The sequence below is a fragment of the Rhodopseudomonas julia genome (assembly GCF_030813515.1).
GTDB classification, from domain to species: domain Bacteria; phylum Pseudomonadota; class Alphaproteobacteria; order Rhizobiales; family Afifellaceae; genus Afifella; species Afifella julia.
The window spans coordinates 750,642-767,719 of record NZ_JAUSUK010000002.1; the positions used below are offsets into that span (position 1 = coordinate 750,642).

Genomic DNA, 17,078 nt, shown 5'->3' on the forward strand with positions numbered 1-17,078 from the left:
GTAGTGGGAGGGCAATGCCGTGGCGGCTGAAGGGTTCGTTCAAATAACGTTGCGAAAGGCTTGCAAAATGTGATCGCATCTGCGGGAACCGTTTTGGCTCACGGTCAAGCCTTTTCGGCAGCTTCGCCTTCGCTCGCTGTGCCGAAAACATGCCGCCGGGTGCAGGTCTACGGTGAGCTTTGCGGTCCGATCGTTTCGCCAACCGTCAGCGATGGCGCATGGGAGAAAGCCGGCGCGCAACCTTGACCTTGCGGCTTGCTTGGGTGCAGGAGACGAGGGCTTCCCGGTGCCCGCGACAGATTAACCTCTTGTTCTTCTCAGTGTGACGCTCCGTTCGGAAGCGGCACCCGAGATGGAAAGAAGCGAGATCGTGACCGACACTTCGGCCGAGGCGAAGCCGACAAATTCAGCGCCAGTTTCCGCGTCCGGTACGGAAGAAGAGAGCCAGGAACCCGTCTTGAGCGCTCCCGCACTGTGTGTGGTCGCATTCACGATCGGTGTGGTGGCGGCCGTTGGCGCAGTCCTTTTTCGCTACATGATCGCCTTCGTGCACAATCTCGCTTTCAACGGGCGCATCAGCTTCTTCTACGATGCCAACCATTTCGAAGCGGCGAGCGTCTGGGGCCCGTTCATCATTCTCGCGCCGATCATCGGCGGGCTCATCGTCGTCTTCCTGGTGAAGACGTTTGCGCCGGAGGCGAAGGGTCACGGCGTTCCGGAAGTGATGTACGCCGTCTATCACAACAACGGCGACGTGCGCGGTGTGGTGGCGATCGTCAAGTCGATCGCCTCCGCCATCTCCATCGGCAGCGGCGCTTCGGTCGGTCGCGAAGGCCCGATCATTCAGATCGGTGCCTCGTTCGGTTCGACGATTGCACGGACATTGAAGCTGCCGCGCTGGCAAAAGATCACGATGCTTGCCGCCGGCGCCGGTGCCGGCATCGCAGCGACATTCAACACGCCCCTCGGTGGTGTGCTCTTTGCGGTGGAACTTCTCCTGCCGGAGGTGAGCGGACGGACCTTTCTGCCGGTTGTCGTGGCGACGGCGACTGCGACCTATATCGGCCGTATTGCTCTCGGCCTCGATCCGGCATTCTTGGTGCCACTTTCTGCGGTCGATCCGCAGCATGCGATCAATCTCGCCGAGCTCGTCGGTTTCGCCTTCCTCGGCCTCGTGGCGGGCGTCGCCTCCTGGGCGTTCATCCGCTTCCTCGCCTTCTGCGAGGATTTCTTTCCGAAGCTGCCCGGCAACGATTACACGCGCAACATCATCGGCATGACGCTGATCGGGTTGCTCGCCTATGGCTTCTTCGTCACGACGGGCCAGTACCACACCGCTGGCGTCGGCTATGCCACGATCCAGTCGATCGTGAGCGAGAGCAATTACAGCTACACGCTCTTCCTTCTCGTCGCCTTGCTGATCGGCAAGCTGGTGGCGACGAGCGTCAGCCTTGGCGCGGGAGCGTCCGGCGGCGTTTTTTCTCCCTCCCTCTTCATCGGCGCGACGCTCGGCGGCGCTGTCGGCGCGCTCGGCGCGTGGCTCTTCCCGGGAGAGGGCTTCAACATGGCCGAATTTGCCGTCGTCGGCATGGGCGCACTCGTGGGCGGTGCGACCGGTGCCTCAATGACGGCGATCGTCATGATCTTCGAGATGACGCGCGACTATAATGTGATCGTCCCGCTCGTCCTGGCGGTGGCGCTCTCGGTCGGCGTGCGGCGCTGGTTCATCGCCGCCGACATTTACACGATCAAGCTGCGCAATCGCGGCCGCCCGATCCCGTCGGTGCGGCACACCAACATGTATCTGGTGCAGCAGGCGCGCGATCTGATGAACCGCAATTTCGTCGTCCTGCCTGCGGCGACGAGCGTTAGGGATGCGATCAAACTCGTCGGCCAGGAAGGTCAGCGCAAGCATGTCGTCGTCAGTGAGGAAGGCCGCATCGTCGGTTATGCTCGCTTCGGTTCGGTGCTCTACGCGCCGTCGATCCGGGCCGATCAGACGCTTGCCGATATCATCTCCGACGATTTCGTTGTCGCGCCGGAAAACAACATTCTCAATTCCATCATCACGCGCATGAACCGACGGGCGCGCTCTTTCGCGATCGTCGTGCGGGCTGGCGTGGTGGTGCCGCGTCCGGAGGATGTGGTCGGGGTTATCGATTCTCCCGAGATCGCAGGGGCCGTCATCCGCAACCATTATTCGTAATCGCCTGACAAACTGATTCAGCCCTCATCTCCAGGGGGCTGATCCGTCAGCGTTTATCGAGGGTGATCGCCGCGCCTGCGCTTTCCGGCCAGGGGAGTCTCCGGTGGGCCTTGAAGGTGGCTTCGATGTTTGCCTGAATGTGCGGCGGGAAGGCGGCCGCCCGCCGCGCGGCCATGTCGACATGCAGATGCAGGTGCTCGGACGTCGCGGCTACCAAGCCGTTGTCGGCATCGCGGAGCTCCATGTAACTGCGCAACCGCTTATCGTCGGCGGACAGGAGCTGCCAGGTCGAATAGACCTTCGCGCCGGTTTTCAATTCTCGCAGATAGCGTACATGCATTTCGACCGCGAAGAAGGAAGCGTCATGGCTCTGGCGGTAATCGGGGCCGAGGCCGAGAGCTTCGAAGGCTTCGTCGATGCCGCGGTCGAAAAGCAGGACGTAATACGCGACATTCATATGGCCGTTGTAATCGATCCAGGCGTCCTCGACGGTCTGCGTCGTCACCTGGAACGGAGCCTCAATTGTCCTGGACATAAGCCACCTTTTTTCGCATTGCAGGGGATAGTCGCGCCGCCCGAGAGCCAGCGCGGCAACTTGTTATGCTTTCAACAAGCTTGAGGATTTGCTCCGGCATCGGGAGCCGAATATGGCCATCGCAGACGCGCTTTCTCGCAACGAAGACGGTATTTCTACCGCGCTTGGTATTCTCGCTCAGCGTTTCGGGGAGCGCTTTTCCACCTCCGCCGCGGTCCGTGAGCAGCACGGCCACACCACGACCTGGATCACCAATCAGCCGCCCGACGGCGTGGTCTTCGTGCATTCCACCGAAGAGGTCGCGGAAGTGGTGCGCGTCTGTGCCGAGCATCATGTGCCGATCATCCCGTTCGGCACCGGATCGTCTCTCGAAGGCCATCTCAACGCGCCGGCGGGGGGTGTCTCGATCGACTTGTCCGGGATGAAGCGGATTCTCGCGGTGCATGGGGAAGATCTCGATTGCGTCGTCGAGCCGGGGGTCACCCGTAAACAGCTGAACGAGCATCTGCGCGACACCGGGCTTTTCTTTCCGATCGATCCGGGCGCGGATGCGAGCCTCGGCGGTATGGCCTCGACGCGCGCCTCCGGCACCAATGCGGTCCGCTACGGTACCATGAAGGACAATGTCCTCAACCTTACGGCTGTCATGCCGGACGGCTCGATCGTGCGCACGGCGCAGCGGGCCAAGAAGACCTCGGCGGGCTATGATCTGACCCGGCTTCTCGTGGGAGCGGAGGGGACACTCGGCGTCATCACCGAATTGACTTTGCGGCTGCAGGGAATCCCGGAGGCGATCTCGGCCGGCGTGTGCAGCTTTCCGGATGTGGAATCGGCCTGCAACACCGTTATCGCCACCATCCAAAGCGGCATCCCCATGGCGCGCATCGAGCTCCTCGATACGCTGCAGATGCGTGCCTGCAATGCCTATTCCAAGCTCGATTACCCCGAGGCGCCGACGCTCTTTTTGGAATTCCACGGCACCACCGCCGGCGTGAAGGAGCAGGCGGAGCTCTTCGGGGAGATCGCGGAAGAATTCGGCGGCGGCAATTTTTCCTGGACGACACGGCAGGAGGACAGAGCAAAGCTCTGGCAGGCGCGTCACGATGCGTATTGGGCGGCGATCTCGCTGCGGCCGGGGACGCGAGCCTTCGCAACCGACGCCTGCGTTCCCATCTCCCGACTTGCCGATTGTGTGCGCGGAACGATGGACGACATTGCCGAGCTCGGCCTGATCGCGCCCATCGTCGGCCATGTCGGCGACGGCAATTTCCATGTGTCGGCGCTGATCGACATGGACGATCCCGCGGAACTCGAAAAGGCGCAGCAGCTTTCCGCGCGCATCAGCGCCCGTGCGATCGGGATGGATGGAACATGCACCGGTGAACACGGAATCGGTCAGGGCAAGCGCGCTTATCTGGAGCAGGAACTCGGCCCCGCTCTCGATGTCATGCGGGCGGTCAAACGCGCGATCGATCCGCAGAACATCATGAATCCGGGTAAGATCATTCGTCTCTAGATCGGATTGAGACCGTCGCGCAGAGGGGCGGAGAGGGAGAGTTGTTCTGGGAAGGCTTTACGTCGCGATAGGCCTCGCCATCATTGCGGTGCTCTTCACCGCCTTGATCGGGCCGTATCTCGTTGATTGGAGCGCCTACCGGCAGGAGTTCGAGGAAAAAGCCTCGGCGAGCCTGGGCGTGCCGGTCAAGGTGCGCGGCGATGCCGACCTTTCGATCCTGCCCACGCCGAGCTTGCGCCTCGCGGAAGTGCGCATCGGACCTTCCGACGCGCCCATCCTGACGCTCGGGCGCCTGCGCGCCAAGGTGGAGCTCACTGGTCTCCTCAAGGGGGAGATCAACATCATTTCCGTCCAGCTCGATCGGCCGCGCTTGATGCTGGATGTTGCCGATCTCGCTCAGCCGGGAAGGCGGCTGCGTATCGGCCGCTTCGGGCCAGAGCAGATTTCCCTCGACGCGATGGAAATTCGAAACGGCGAGATCGACCTCAAGGACAGCCGACGCGGCGCGTCCTGGCGGATCGGCGATATCAATGCGCTGATGCAAGCGCGCTCGCTCGAAGGGCCCGGGCATTTGCAGGGCGGCTTCCGGCTCGGGGGCGACGCCTACAGCATCGATGTCGGGGTTGGACGCCTGGCCGATGGCCGCATGCCATTGAAGGCGAGCCTGACGCCCGCGGCGAAACCTCTGGTGTTGTCGGTTGCCGGCGATCTCGTCACGGATGGTGAAGAGGGGCTCGCCTTGAAGGGTACCTTCGACCTTTCCGGTCTCAAGCCGGATACGGAAGCGGGGCCCGAGCAATCTCTCTCGCCGCTCGCGCTTTTGCGGACGAAGGGCGAGTTCGAGCTCACCAGCGAGAAGCTCGCCTCGGAAGACTTCACCTTTGCTTACGGGCCGGAAGCGAACGCGGTTCAGGCGGCGGGTCATGGCGAACTCGCATTCGTGCCGGAACCGCGCTTCGCCATTGCGCTCGATGCGCGGCAGATCGATCTCGATCGGGCGCTCGGGGCCGGTGGAGGCAAGCCGGTCGCCATCGAAAAAGCGGCCGAAAGGCTCGTCGCCGGGCTCACAGATCTGCCGAGGCCCTCGGTTCCCGGCACCCTTACGCTCGATGCGCAAGGCGTCGTTGTCGGCGGCAGCGTCATTCAGGCGGTCGGGGCGGATGTGAAGCCCGCAGAGAATGGCTGGAGGGTGGATATCCTGTCCGCGATGCTGCCGGGGGCGACACGCATCGATGTCAGCGGCGATATCGACACGACCACGCCAACTTTCCACGGCCACGGGCGGATCGCTTCCGAGCGTCCCGCGGCCTTTGCTGCCTGGTGGCGCGGCGATGCCGGAGACGCGCTGCGCCTCGACCATTTCAAGGTGGAAGCCGATCTCGACCTGTCACAGCGCCGGCAGACGGCGCAGAATCTGGTTGCGGAGATCAATGACGGGACGATCGACGGCGCGATTTCCATGCGCCGGTTCGCGCGCACCGGAGAAACGTTCGCCGATGTGACTCTGAGCGCCGAGAATGTGGCACTCGAAGAGGCGGAGGCGGTCACGGGCCTTCTTGCCGGAGACGATCTGCGCAACGGCAATTTCGCACGTGTGGCGATGTCGCTTGCGGCACAGAACCTGTCCGTGGGCGGGGCGGAGGCGGCCTTCGTCAATCTGGAAGGGGTATTGAGCGGCGACAGTCTGGACATTGCCACCTTGTCGATCGCCGATCTCGCCGGCGCCGATATCAATGCGTCGGGACGGATCGAGAATTTCTTCGCGGCACCGCGAGGCCGGCTTTCGGCCGATATCGTGGCTGAGAACCTAGCAGGTGCTGCCGCCTTTCTGCGGGGGCTTCTGCCGCAGAGCCAACTTGCGGAACGTCTGGTGGCGCGCGCTCAGGCCTTGTCGCCTGTCGATGCCAGTCTCGTGGCGACCGCTGAGACGGATGGGGCGCTGACGCTGGAGCTTTCCGGTAATTTTGCCGGAACGCGGCTGACGCTGACCGCCGACGGGCGGGGCGGCTTCAACGATCCGGAAGAGCTTTCCGGGCAGGCCGATCTCCTCGTGCAATCGCAGGATTCGGCCTCACTCCTCACTCAATTCGGCTTCGACGTCGTGCCGTTGCCCGGAAGTGGGCCGGCTCGGTTGAGCGTGAAAGCGAACGGGTCTGTCGGCCAGGGTGCCGATCTCGACGCGAGGGGACGTATCGCCGGCATCGATTTCGGCTTCGACGGGCGCGGCGAATTCGGCGGGGATGCGCTTTCTCTTGCGGGTCCGTTGTCACTTTCGACCGAGGACGTCGATTCCGTCCTCCTTCTTGCCGGTGTGGCGCTGCCTGGGATCGGCGAAGGCCACGCTCTTGCAGCGAGTGGGCCGTTCAAGCTCTCGGGCGGCGTGGCCGAGCTCGATCTCGAGAGCGCGTCTTTCGCCGGTCAGAATGTCAGTGGCAGCCTCATGCTCAAGGCGGGCGACAGCCTGGCCATCGGCGGCGACCTTCGCCTGCAGACCGTCTCCTTGCCGCTTCTCTTGGCCGCGCCGTTCGGGATGACGCCGGCCTATGCGGTGGGGCAGTGGCCGACCCAGGCTTTCGCCCCGGCTCTTCCAACCGGGATTTCTCTCGATCTCGCCGTCAAGGCGCAAGAGGCGGCGACGGGCCTCGTCATGCCTCTGCGCAATCCGGCCTTCACGCTGCGCTACGACGGGGGACGCCTGCGTTTCGACAATCTCAGCGGCGGTTTTGCCGGCGGCGAGCTCGCCGGGGTTCTCTCGGCGGGAGGTGGCGAGGGCGCACAACCGCTGACATTGCAATTGTCTCTCAAAGATGCGGTTCTCGCCGAACTCGTCTGGCGCGAAGATGGTCGTCCGGTTGCCTCGGGGCGGCTTTCCACGTCGCTCGAACTGATGGGACGCGGCCGGTCTTTCTCGGGCATGGTCTCCGCCTTGAACGGGAGCGGTTCCTTCACCCTGCGCGACGGCCTCCTGCGGTATTTGAATCCGCAGGCTTTCGGCTCCGTCATTCGCGCCGCCGACGCCGGGCTGAAGCTTGAAAGCAAGCCGGTTGCGGCTGCGTTTTCGGGACATCTCGATGCGGGGACACTTTCCTTCGATGAGGCGACGGGCTCGTTCTCAGTCACCTCCGGGACGGTTCGGCTGTCGACGCTGCAGGTGGCGGGGAGCGAAAGCGCGACCGTCCTCGGCAACGCGTCTCTCGACCTCAACCGCATGGAGCTCGCCTCCGACTGGTCTCTGAAGGTCGATCCCGGTCAGGATGCGGTGACGGGCGCGCAACCCGAAGTCGGGATCGTCTTTTCCGGGCCTCTTGCCGATCCCGGTCGCCATATCGACGTCACGCCGTTCCTCGGTTTTCTGACGGTGCGCGCCTTCGAGCAGGAGGTGGAACGGGTCGAGAAGCTTCAGGCGGAAATCCTGGAAGGCGAGCGGCTGCGCCGTGAGTTGAAGCGCCAGCGCGAAGAGGAACAGCGCCAGGAGCGCGAGAAGGCGGCGCAGGCTGCTGAAGAGAAAGCTGCTGCCGAGAAGGCTGCGGCGGAGGAGGCGGCTCAGCGGGCCGAAGAGGCGGCTGAGGAAACGGCTCCCGGCGCGCAGCACGGTGAGCCGGGCGCGGCTCGGCCCGACGCTCCATCAGCGGATGGAACGCAAGGGGATGGAACCCAAGGCCGCCCGGAAAAACCCGAAGCGCGAGGTTCGACGCCGAAGCCGCAGGGTTCGGAGAGAGATCAGGAGACGTTTGGGCGTCGGCTCGGCCGCATCCTTGACGAACCGGTTCCGGAGGCCCCCAAAGCGGTCGCGCCGGAGCGTGGCGGCAGCGGCGCGCCGCTCGACCTCCTGCCGTCGCTGTCGGAATAAGCCTCAGCCGTTCTCTTCCAGCCGCTGCCGGAGATCCTCAAGAACGGCAATGCGCAGGGCGGATGAGAGGTTATCGGTCTCCCGCCGCGCATCGATCTCCTCGATCAAAGCGGCGAGCGGCATTTCTCGTGTTTCGGCCATCGCCTTGAGCTCAGCCCAGAAGGGATCTTCCAGGCTGACGCTCGTGCGATGTCCGGCGATGACGACGGAGCGCTTTTTCACATCGTCACGACGGGCAGGGCCGCGCTCCGTTCAGTTCCCGGAGCCCGGCAGCGGCAGAAGCGCCTCAGGCGGGGGCGGCGGGGTGATGCGGATCGTCGGATCGGGCTCCACCGAACTGTCCGGTTGCAGGGGCGCCGGTTCTTCCGAGGCGGGTGGTACAGGGGTCGATGCCGGCGTGGTGCAGGCCGAGCGCATCGTGCGCAGCGCGGCCGCAGACCCCTTCAAGGTGAGATCGAGACGCTGCTGACCGACGGCGACATTGAGGCTTTCGCCAACGGACAGGGCGTAAAGCAGAGGATCGCTGTCCTTGATCGTCACTTCCGGAAGAAAGCCGCCATAGAGCTCGCTCTGGTGCAGCCGCCCGTCGCGGCGGAAGATATCCCGATCGACCTCGAAGGCGACTTCGACGAGATCGCCTTCAAGCGCGCTCTCGATGGCAATGGTCGGGCGAACGGTGATGTCGCCGCCTGCAAGCGTGCAGCTGATGTCGAGAGGCACGTCATCGCACTGATCGCAACCGGCGATGAAGGCGGCAGCACCACTGTCGGTGAGGGATGAGCGCCAGGAATAGGAATCGCCGCTCGTTTCACTGGACCCTGACGCTGCAGGCGCACTCATACCGCTTCCATCCGTGTTCTCGGTCTGGGATTGCGGCTGTTGCTGTGGTTGCGGCTGCTGGGTCGGCGAAGGCTGCGTCTGAGATGGCACCTGCATCGGAATCTGCCGGATGGTGCCGGGAGCCTGATCCTGCGCGAGCGCCATCGTCGGTGTGGCGAGGAGTGAGAAAGCGACAAGGCGAGACATCATCTGCATGGCAACCTCATGGTTTTTCCTCGCCCTCAGGCGGTGCGCCGCGGAAATGACCTTCCAGCCGGCGCGTCTCTTTGGCGAGCACGTCACGCTCGGTCTGCCGTTCTGCCGCACTGCGGCCATGCCGCCGGCGGTTTTCCGCAGCGTCTTTTTCCTTGGCCTGACGCGCCGCCCGTTTGCGGGCGGTGCGCAGATTGACGATCTCGGCCATAGGTTCTTTCTCAGCGTGGCCCGATCATGTTTTCCGGGCGGACGATCTGGTCGAATTCCTCCGGCGTGACGAAACCGAGGCCGACCGCCTCTTCCTTCAAGGTCGTGCCGTTCTTGTGGGCCGTCTTGGCGACTTTGGTGGCGTTGTCGTAGCCGATCTTCGGCGCAAGCGCGGTCACGAGCATCAAGGAACGCTGCATCAATTCTGCAATGCGCTCTTCGTTGGCCTGAATGCCCACCACGCATTTGTCGGCGAAGGACCGGCAGGCGCCGGCGAGGAGGTCGATCGACTGCAGCATGTTGTAGGCGAGGACCGGCTTATAGACGTTGAGCTCGAAATGCCCCTGGCTTCCGGCAATGCCGATCGTGGTGTTGTTGCCCATCACCTGAGCGCAAACCATGGTCATCGCCTCGCACTGGGTCGGGTTGACCTTGCCCGGCATGATCGAGGAGCCCGGCTCGTTTTCCGGCAGGATCAATTCGCCGAGACCGGAGCGCGGGCCGGAACCCAGGAAGCGAATGTCATTGGCGATCTTGAAGAGCGACACGGCGAGCGTGTTGATCGCGCCATGGGCCGAGACATAGGCGTCGTGGGTTGCAAGCGCCTCGAACTTGTTGGGCGCGGTGCGGAAGGGCAGACCGGTCGATTCGGCGACCGCGGCTGCAAATTTCTCGGCGAATTCCGGCTTGGTGTTGAGCCCGGTGCCGACCGCCGTCCCGCCCTGGGCGAGTTCGAAGAGATAGTCGACGCCTTCGCGCACGCGGCGCAGGCCGTAATCGAGCTGGGCGACGTAACCGGAGAATTCCTGGCCAAGCGTGACGGGCGTCGCGTCTTGCGTATGCGTGCGGCCGATCTTGATGATATCGGCGAAGGCGCGTTTGCGGTCGCGCAGAGCCTCGCGCAGATGCTCGACCGCGGGAATGAGGTGGTGCACGATCTCTTCCGCCGCCGCGATATGCATCGCTGTCGGGAAGGTGTCGTTGGAGGACTGGCTTCGATTGACGTGGTCGTTCGGGTGGACCGGATCTTTCGAGCCGAGCGTGCCGCCGAGCATCTCGATCGCGCGATTGGCGATGACCTCGTTGGCATTCATGTTGCTCTGGGTGCCCGAACCCGTCTGCCAGATGACGAGCGGGAAATTGTCGTCGAACTTGCCGGAAGCGACTTCCTGGCCGGCCGCGGAAATCGCGTCGGCGAGGCGAGGCTCGAGGTTGCCGAGGTCCTTGTTGACCTGCGCGGCAGCGCTCTTGATCAGGCCGAGCGCGCGGATGAGCGGCTTAGGCATCCGCTCATGGCCGATTTCGAAATTCTTGAGCGAGCGCGCGGTCTGTGCGCCCCAATATTTGTCGGAGGGAACTTCCAGGGGGCCGAAGGAATCGGTCTCGGTACGCGTGCTCTCTGTCATGGTCGGGTCCGCCAGTTTTTCGGCCTTTTCCCATTGGCGGGCGCCGCAGGCAAGAGCCGGAGGCGGGAAAGAGGCTTTCAACCGACGAGGAACAGAAAAAGACGCGGACGCTCAGCCGTTTTTCTTGCGAAATGCGTCGAGAGAGACGACTTCGGCACCCTCTTTGCCGTCCTCGCCTTCGGCCGGCGCCTCTGCAGTCTCCGCGCTTCCTTCCTTGCGCTCCAGGACCGCCGGCGGAAGAGGGCTGGGCATGAGGCCCGGCTGTTCCTCTTCACCAGGGAGAAGCCCCGGCATCGCCTCAACTTCCGCAGAGGCGAGATTTTCGCCCTCCGTCTCCGGCACATCGAACTTCAGGCCGAAGCTCGCATGCGGATCGACGAAAGCCTTGATCGCGCGGAAGGGGACGAGAAGACGTTCCGGCACGCCGTTGAAGGAGAGGCCGACCTCGAAGGTCGTCTCCGTGACGTTGAGGTCCCAGAATTGGTGCTGGAGGACGATGGTCATCTCTTCGGGATATTGCGCCCTGAGACGCGAGGAGATGCGCACGCCTGGGTGACGGGTCTCGAAGGTCACGAAGAAATGGTGCTCGCCGGGCAATCCGGTCTGCGCCACCTCGCCGATCACCTTACGGATGACCTGCCTCAGGGCGTCCTGAGTGAGAATGTCGTAACGAATGAGGTCGCTTGCCATTGAGCGAAACTATGTTGGCCGCGCGCAACGGGCAATATGCGCCAGGACGTTTCGGCCCCTCTGACACCGATTTGCAACGGCATGGAAAACGAAATGGAGGCTTCTGTTGCCAGGTGCCTCCGGACCCCGCCTGACGGGGCTAACCGCCAGGGCTTGAATCGAAGCAGTCAGGCTGCATTACGCAGCGAGACGAGCCTCAGCATAGTTGTCATTCGCAACTACAAGTTTTAGTCCGATAACGGTGGAACCATACCGAGCGAAAGTTCAGCCTTTACACCCTCGTCGATCCTATTTCGCCCCCATCAACAGCGGCCCCTTGCAGGGATTCCGGCTCTTCCAGGCACTCTGCCCTGGGCCGTTGATGGTGGAGGCGCCGGGTACCGCCCCCGGGTCCGATAGGCTTATTCCGCAGACCATTTATCGCCATAGTCGGCTTGCGCCGACGCGAGCCAATATAAGCGGTCCTGGCTGAATTTCAAAGGCTTGCCTGCACCCACTTTTGAGACGCGACGGGATTTGCGTGGCGCGCCGCCGGTCAAAGGAGGAGTCTTCTCAGGCGTTTGCATGTGCCGGCTGCGAAAGAGATTCAGAGTGTTTACCCGGAATCCGTGACTGCCCGGCAAGAGCGATCCCACAGCCGGCCAGAAGCCCTGCGACATGGGCGCCGAGATGCGGTGGCCAGACGAGGTCTGCTGAAAAAATCGGTCCGAAGGCCGCCTCCCAGGCGATCTTGGCGACGTTCGCGCCGAGGGCAAGAAGCCAGATCTTGTCACGCGTCTCTTTCCAGAGGCCGAGGGTGAGCGCCGCATAGAGCGTGTTGAGAACGGCCGAGAGGCCGCAATAGCGGAGCGTTTCGGGGAAGAGGGCGAGGAGGGTGGCCGTGACCGCCAGGCCGCCGAAGCCGAAGACGTGGAGAGCGAGCCGGCGCGAGCCGCCGAAGGGGGAGAGCTCGTAAGCGATGCCGAGCGCCAGAAGCGCGCCCAAATTATAGCTGAGATGGTGAAGGTCGAGATGGACGAGATGGCCGGTCACGAGCCGCCAGACTTCGCCGGCTTCGATCGCCCCGCGATCGTAGACGAGGCCGGAGGGCGCGCCACCGGCGAGGGCGTAGAGAGTGCCGATCAGAGCAGCAAGGCCGAGGGTGAACCACGGCAGGCGAGGCCTGCCGTGGAACACATTAGCGAGCGCCTGCATCAGGCGGCCTCCCGCCGGCGCAGGCGGAGGGTGCCGCAGAGCACGAGGATCGCGAGGATCAGGCCCGGCAGGCCAATGGCGCCAGAGCCGCCGGAACCGCCGCCCGAATGGGAGGGGCGAGGGGCATCGAACATCGGCGTTTGGGTATCGACCCGGGTCGTCTGCGCCGGCGTGTTCATGCGCTTCTGGCGGGCTGTGTCTTCCACGGCGAGGCGGTCGCGGTTGGTACGATCGATCGCCAGCTCCTCGAACCGCTCGTCGCGCACCACCAGCATGGAGGTGAAAGGGGAGAGGATGCCGTATTCCTTGGAGGTGTCGATGACCGATTGCTTGACGTCGGCGTCGCTGCCCAAGAGGTCGAGTTTGCGAAGCTCCCGCTCGATTTCGGCAAAGGCCCAAAGCCGCTCAAGCTCGGGGTTGAGGTTCACGGTCTCGGGGAAGGCGAAGCGAGTCTTATAGGAAACCGGCTTGCCGGAAATCTCGCCGGAGAGCGTCAGGTCAGCTTCGCCAGCGCCGCGGTAATGGCCGAAGAGGACCATCTGTTCGCCGCGATAAAGGGTGCGTATGCCCTTGCGGCGGAGATCGTCGATGGTGAGGTCGCTGCCTGACGGGTCGAGATCGAGCTTCACGCCGTGAAGCGCCTCGTGGGTCACTTTTGTCGTTGCCTGCAAGAGAACGCCGATGATGTCGTCGGAATTGGAGACCGCGCTCGCGAAGCCGCCGGATTCCAGTGTCATCGGTTCAAGCAGCGGGCGATTGACGCTGTTGCCCATGATGGCGGTGAAGAGGCGCACATCCTGCTCTTTCACCAGAGCGAGAAAGTCCTTCACCTCCGTGCGGCCGACATTGGCGACGCCGTCGGTGACGAGGACGAGGGCGCTTGTGCGGTCGGCATCCGCCGCGTCGAGGCCGAGCTTGAGGCCGTCGTAGAGATTGGTGCCGCCCGAGGCGTCGACGCTCCGCACCCATTCGAGTGCCTTGGAGATGCTCTCCTGGCTGGCATTCATGAAGCCTCGGGTGAGCTCTTTGGCGCTGTCATTGAAATAGACGATGCGGAAGCGGTCGTCGGGATTGAGCTGGCCGAGGGCGCGCGAGACGCCTTCCGTGAGGCTCGACATCTTGCCGCCCATGGAGCCGGAGCGATCGAGCACGAAGATGAAGTCGCGGCCTTCGGTGATCGGCTTCAAATCCATGCCGGGCGTCAGCGTCAGCATGAAGGTGCCGCGGCCATCGCTCTCAGGCTTGTAGGCGAGCATGTCGACGCGAGCCGGCTCGTTCTCGGCCTGGCGCCAATAGACGACGATGTCGGTGTCGAGTTTGAAGTTTTGTTTGGCTTGTGCCGGCGTCGAGGCCGGCTTGTCCTCATCGGCTGGGGCCGCGTCTTCGACAGCTTCGGAACCGGCGTTGGGGGCGGCGGTCGCGTTGTCGATATGGACGCGCCAGCTGCCATCCAGATCCTTTGAGATGGCGGCGCCCGGATGGGCCGGGAGGCGCAGGGCCTCGACCGTATAGTCGGTGCGCAGGTGGAGATCGAAGCTGAAGCTGCCGGTGACCGTCTCGTTCGCCGTCCAGAAGGCGAGCTTGTTGTCGTCAACGCCGCCTTCTTCCAAGGGATAGACGAAGCGGCCGATGCCGGTGTCGAGCTTCGCCGGCTGGATGTAGGCGAGGCGGATCTTGACGTCGCTTCCCGCCCGCACGGGCCAGACGGTCATGTCGAAGGTCTTGTAGGCGTCCTGCTCGGCAAGTGCGGTCTCGCGACCGGCCGCCTTCTCGCCCTCGTAGATATTGCGGGCCTCCTCCTTCTCCATGACTTCCGCCGTCACCGGCTTGCCGTCGATCCAGTAGGTGAATTCCGACACAGCCGCCCGTTCGGGAACCGGGAAGGAATAGATCGCCTCCATGTCTTCGGCGTTCGGATTGGCGAAGGTCTGCTCGACCGTGACGACGGCATAGCCGCCCCCCACCACCACATCGACTGCCTGGTCGCGCAGATCGAGAGCCGGCGTACCGTCTTTCGGCGTCATCAGACCGGCTGCGTCGGCGGCAGGGGCTGCGACGACTGCGCCGAGCGCCAGACCGGCTGCGAGCGCGAGCCGTTTCAGGGAGTGCATGATCATCCTCGTCTCCATTCTTGAACAACGTTCATGAACATCGTTCACTCGTATCCTATCTGTGAACATTGTTCAAGTCGGAGTGGTGACGTTGTGCAATCTGCGCTAATCGGAAGGCAGGAGGGTCGGATTTGGCCGAGAGTTCTAGCCCGCGGCGGCGAGCCGCCGACATCAGGTCCGCCATGATTGACGCGGCGGAGCGCATCGTCAGCGAGGAGGGGGTGTCGGCCGTCACGGCCCGGCGCGTCGCCTCCGAAGTGGGCGTCGCCGTCGGCACCACGTACAACGTCTTCGACAATCTCGGCGCGCTCATCGCGGCCGTGAATGCGCGCACCTTTGCCGCCCTCGCCGAGACGATGTCAGAAGTGACGGTGGAAGGACGTGCGACGCGCGAGGTGCTGCTCGACTTCGCCGATCGCTACGCCGACTTCGTCCACGAGAATGAGCGCCGCTGGCTCGCCGTGTTCGAGACGGAAATGCCTGCCGATGGTGCCGAGCCACCGAATCAGCCGACTGTCGACCGACTGTTCGCCACGCTGGAGCAGGCGATCCGCGCACATGACCGGCGTATCGACGACAAGCTTGCCCGGCAGTCGGCGCGCGGCCTTTGGGCGGCCGTGCACGGGCTCCTCATCCTCTCCGCCTCCGGACGTCTCGGTGCGATCCGCCTCGACAGCGTGCGGCCGACCATCGAGCATCTCGTCCAATGCCACCTTGCCGGGCTCGAAGAGCTGGTGAAGCGGCGCAAGGACGGCGACCAGCTGCCGATGTTCTGAATTCTCTTGTGAACTGGGCCATCGTGACGGCCCGTGGAAGATCGGCACTCGGACGGGGCCCAGAATCGCGCTAGGTAATCTCGATGCAGCAATATCTCGATCTCCTCCGGCGCGTGCTCGATGAGGGCAGCGTCAAGGGCGACCGCACCGGAACCGGCACGCGCTCCGTTTTCGGGCACCAGATGCGCTTCGATCTCGCGGCGGGATTTCCGCTCCTGACGACGAAGAAGCTGCATCTGAAATCGATCATCCACGAACTTCTGTGGTTCCTCGCCGGCGACACCAACATCCGCTATCTGAATGACAACGGCGTGCGGATCTGGAACGAATGGGCCGACGAGAACGGCGATCTCGGACCGGTCTATGGCCGGCAATGGCGCTCCTGGGCGACCCCCGACGGGCGCCAGATCGACCAGATATCTCAAGTGGTTGAGACGATCCGTTCGAAACCCGATTCACGCCGGATGATCGTCACGGCCTGGAACCCGGCCGATGTCGATCAGATGGCGCTGCCGCCCTGTCATTGCCTGTTCCAGTTCTACGTCGCCGACGGGAAGCTCTCCTGTCAGCTGTATCAGCGCTCGGCGGACGTGTTTCTGGGCGTGCCCTTCAACATCGCGTCCTATGCGCTTCTCACCTTGATGATGGCGCAGGTGACGGGACTCAAGCCGGGCGACTTCATCCACACCTTTGGCGATGCGCATCTTTACGCCAACCATGTGGAGCAGGCGCGGTTGCAACTGTCGCGCACGCCGCGGTCGCTGCCGCAGATGCAGCTCAATTCCGAGGTCGGCTCGATTTTCGATTTCACCTACGACGATTTCCGCCTGGAGGGGTATGATCCCCATCCGCATATCGCGGCGAAGGTGGCAGTGTGACTGCGCCCAAAATCTCTCTCGTCGTTGCGGTGGCGCAAAACGGCATCATCGGGCGAGATGGCGCGCTTCCCTGGCGCGTGCGCGGCGACATGAAGCGCTTTCGCGCCGTCACCATGGGCAAGCCCATCATCATGGGGCGTCGGACGTGGGAAAGCCTGAAGGGTCCGCTTCCCGGCCGCAGCAATCTCGTCGTCACCCGCCAGGAAGGCTATGAGGCGCCGGGCGCGACGACGGCGCCTTCCTTCGATGACGCGCTTTCTCTCGCCGAAGATGCGGCGGCACGGCTCAACGCCGATGAAATCTGCGTGATCGGCGGGGCCGAGATCTTTGCCGCGGCCCTGCCTCGCGCCTCGCTTCTCCACTGGACGGAAATTGCGGCAGAGCCAGAGGGAGACGTTGCGTTTCCGCCTTTCGAGCGGGCGGCGTGGCAAGAGATTTCCTGCGATCGCCTGCCCGTGCATGAGGGCGATACGGCGGAAGCCATCTACCGGCTGTTGGAGCGGAGATGACGCAATCGCGTCGGCGACGCTTGCGCTGGCATTCCCACTATCCCATGTGGCCCGCGGCACCCGCATTTCTGCATGGCAAGTCGGTCCCGGCGATTGACCCAGCAGCATGACGGTGGCCAGCGGATCAGCGGTTCGCATCCGCAGACGGGCGGGCGTTGATGGGCG

The 17,078-nt window shown here is 63.7% G+C and carries 14 protein-coding genes and 1 other RNA gene; 6 read left to right on the forward strand and 9 right to left on the reverse strand.

Annotation, left to right across the window (positions count from 1 at the left end; translation table 11 throughout):
* Positions 1-370: 370 nt before the first annotated feature.
* Positions 371-2,206, forward strand: coding sequence for a chloride channel protein (locus J2R99_RS12710; RefSeq protein WP_307154829.1), 1,836 nt, complete (start codon positions 371-373; stop codon positions 2,204-2,206).
* A gap of 46 nt (positions 2,207-2,252) precedes the next feature.
* Here J2R99_RS12710 and J2R99_RS12715 read toward each other — a convergent pair whose 3' ends face one another.
* Entirely contained in the window at positions 2,253-2,741 is a 489-nt protein-coding gene (locus tag J2R99_RS12715; protein ID WP_307154830.1) for a thioesterase family protein, read from the reverse strand.
* Positions 2,742-2,853: 112 nt separating this feature from the next.
* Between J2R99_RS12715 and J2R99_RS12720 the strand changes: the two genes are divergently transcribed.
* Positions 2,854-4,257: an FAD-binding oxidoreductase gene (locus J2R99_RS12720; RefSeq protein ID WP_307154831.1), complete on the forward strand. Its 1,404-nt coding sequence runs from the start codon at positions 2,854-2,856 to the stop codon at positions 4,255-4,257.
* A 67-nt stretch (positions 4,258-4,324) separates the two neighbouring features.
* Positions 4,325-8,107, forward strand: a complete 3,783-nt coding sequence (locus tag J2R99_RS12725; RefSeq protein ID WP_307155702.1) for an AsmA family protein — start codon at positions 4,325-4,327, stop codon at positions 8,105-8,107.
* Positions 8,108-8,110: 3 nt separating this feature from the next.
* Here the strand turns inward: J2R99_RS12725 and J2R99_RS12730 are convergent, their stop codons facing one another.
* The 8 genes from J2R99_RS12730 to J2R99_RS12765 all read right to left on the reverse strand — a co-directional run bounded on the left by J2R99_RS12730 (position 8,111) and on the right by J2R99_RS12765 (position 14,756).
* Positions 8,111-8,329 carry a ribbon-helix-helix domain-containing protein gene (locus J2R99_RS12730; RefSeq protein ID WP_307154832.1) on the reverse strand — a complete coding sequence of 73 codons (219 nt, stop codon included), beginning with the start codon at positions 8,327-8,329 and terminating at the stop codon, positions 8,111-8,113.
* 30 nt (positions 8,330-8,359) lie between these two features.
* The gene (locus tag J2R99_RS12735) at positions 8,360-9,142 is read right to left on the reverse strand and encodes a hypothetical protein (RefSeq protein WP_307154833.1); all 783 of its coding nucleotides are present in this window, start codon (positions 9,140-9,142) and stop codon (positions 8,360-8,362) included.
* Positions 9,143-9,149: 7 nt separating this feature from the next.
* Positions 9,150-9,350, reverse strand: a complete 201-nt coding sequence (locus tag J2R99_RS12740; RefSeq protein ID WP_307154834.1) for a DUF4169 family protein — start codon at positions 9,348-9,350, stop codon at positions 9,150-9,152.
* 10 nt (positions 9,351-9,360) lie between these two features.
* Entirely contained in the window at positions 9,361-10,755 is a 1,395-nt protein-coding gene (fumC, locus tag J2R99_RS12745; protein WP_307154835.1) for a class II fumarate hydratase, read from the reverse strand.
* Between the two features lie 111 nt (positions 10,756-10,866).
* Positions 10,867-11,445 carry an SspB family protein gene (locus tag J2R99_RS12750; protein ID WP_307154836.1) on the reverse strand — a complete coding sequence of 193 codons (579 nt, stop codon included), beginning with the start codon at positions 11,443-11,445 and terminating at the stop codon, positions 10,867-10,869.
* A 92-nt stretch (positions 11,446-11,537) separates the two neighbouring features.
* Positions 11,538-11,929, reverse strand: a transfer-messenger RNA (tmRNA) gene (gene ssrA / locus J2R99_RS12755).
* A 68-nt stretch (positions 11,930-11,997) separates the two neighbouring features.
* Entirely contained in the window at positions 11,998-12,639 is a 642-nt protein-coding gene (rrtA, locus tag J2R99_RS12760) for a rhombosortase (protein WP_307154837.1), read from the reverse strand.
* Complete coding sequence (locus tag J2R99_RS12765; protein WP_307154838.1) at positions 12,639-14,756, reverse strand: VIT and vWA domain-containing protein; 2,118 nt, start codon at positions 14,754-14,756, stop codon at positions 12,639-12,641. Before J2R99_RS12765 ends, rrtA begins: the two co-directional genes overlap by 1 nt.
* Positions 14,757-14,932: 176 nt before the next feature.
* On the opposite strand from J2R99_RS12765, the gene J2R99_RS12770 reads away from it, so the two are divergent.
* The 3 genes from J2R99_RS12770 to J2R99_RS12780 all read left to right on the forward strand — a co-directional run bounded on the left by J2R99_RS12770 (position 14,933) and on the right by J2R99_RS12780 (position 16,913).
* Entirely contained in the window at positions 14,933-15,526 is a 594-nt protein-coding gene (locus tag J2R99_RS12770) for a TetR/AcrR family transcriptional regulator (RefSeq protein ID WP_307154839.1), read from the forward strand.
* Positions 15,527-15,609: 83 nt separating this feature from the next.
* Complete coding sequence (locus tag J2R99_RS12775; RefSeq protein WP_307154840.1) at positions 15,610-16,404, forward strand: thymidylate synthase; 795 nt, start codon at positions 15,610-15,612, stop codon at positions 16,402-16,404.
* Positions 16,401-16,913, forward strand: coding sequence for a dihydrofolate reductase (locus J2R99_RS12780; RefSeq protein ID WP_307154841.1), 513 nt, complete (start codon positions 16,401-16,403; stop codon positions 16,911-16,913). Before J2R99_RS12775 ends, J2R99_RS12780 begins: the two co-directional genes overlap by 4 nt.
* Positions 16,914-17,078 lie beyond the last annotated feature (165 nt).

What these genes read in the sequence shown, in the direction of transcription:
- J2R99_RS12770 (WP_307154839.1), top strand. Translation starts at nt 14,933, where the DNA reads ATGATTGACGCGGCGGAGCGCATCGTCAGCGAGGAGGGGGTGTCGGCC.
- rrtA (WP_307154837.1), bottom strand. Translation starts at nt 12,639, where the DNA reads ATGCAGGCGCTCGCTAATGTGTTCCACGGCAGGCCTCGCCTGCCGTGG.
- J2R99_RS12765 (WP_307154838.1), bottom strand. Translation starts at nt 14,756, where the DNA reads ATGATCATGCACTCCCTGAAACGGCTCGCGCTCGCAGCCGGTCTGGCG.
- J2R99_RS12735 (WP_307154833.1), bottom strand. Translation starts at nt 9,142, where the DNA reads ATGCAGATGATGTCTCGCCTTGTCGCTTTCTCACTCCTCGCCACACCG.
- J2R99_RS12720 (WP_307154831.1), top strand. Translation starts at nt 2,854, where the DNA reads ATGGCCATCGCAGACGCGCTTTCTCGCAACGAAGACGGTATTTCTACC.
- J2R99_RS12775 (WP_307154840.1), top strand. Translation starts at nt 15,610, where the DNA reads ATGCAGCAATATCTCGATCTCCTCCGGCGCGTGCTCGATGAGGGCAGC.
- J2R99_RS12715 (WP_307154830.1), bottom strand. Translation starts at nt 2,741, where the DNA reads ATGTCCAGGACAATTGAGGCTCCGTTCCAGGTGACGACGCAGACCGTC.
- fumC (WP_307154835.1), bottom strand. Translation starts at nt 10,755, where the DNA reads ATGACAGAGAGCACGCGTACCGAGACCGATTCCTTCGGCCCCCTGGAA.
- J2R99_RS12740 (WP_307154834.1), bottom strand. Translation starts at nt 9,350, where the DNA reads ATGGCCGAGATCGTCAATCTGCGCACCGCCCGCAAACGGGCGGCGCGT.
- J2R99_RS12750 (WP_307154836.1), bottom strand. Translation starts at nt 11,445, where the DNA reads ATGGCAAGCGACCTCATTCGTTACGACATTCTCACTCAGGACGCCCTG.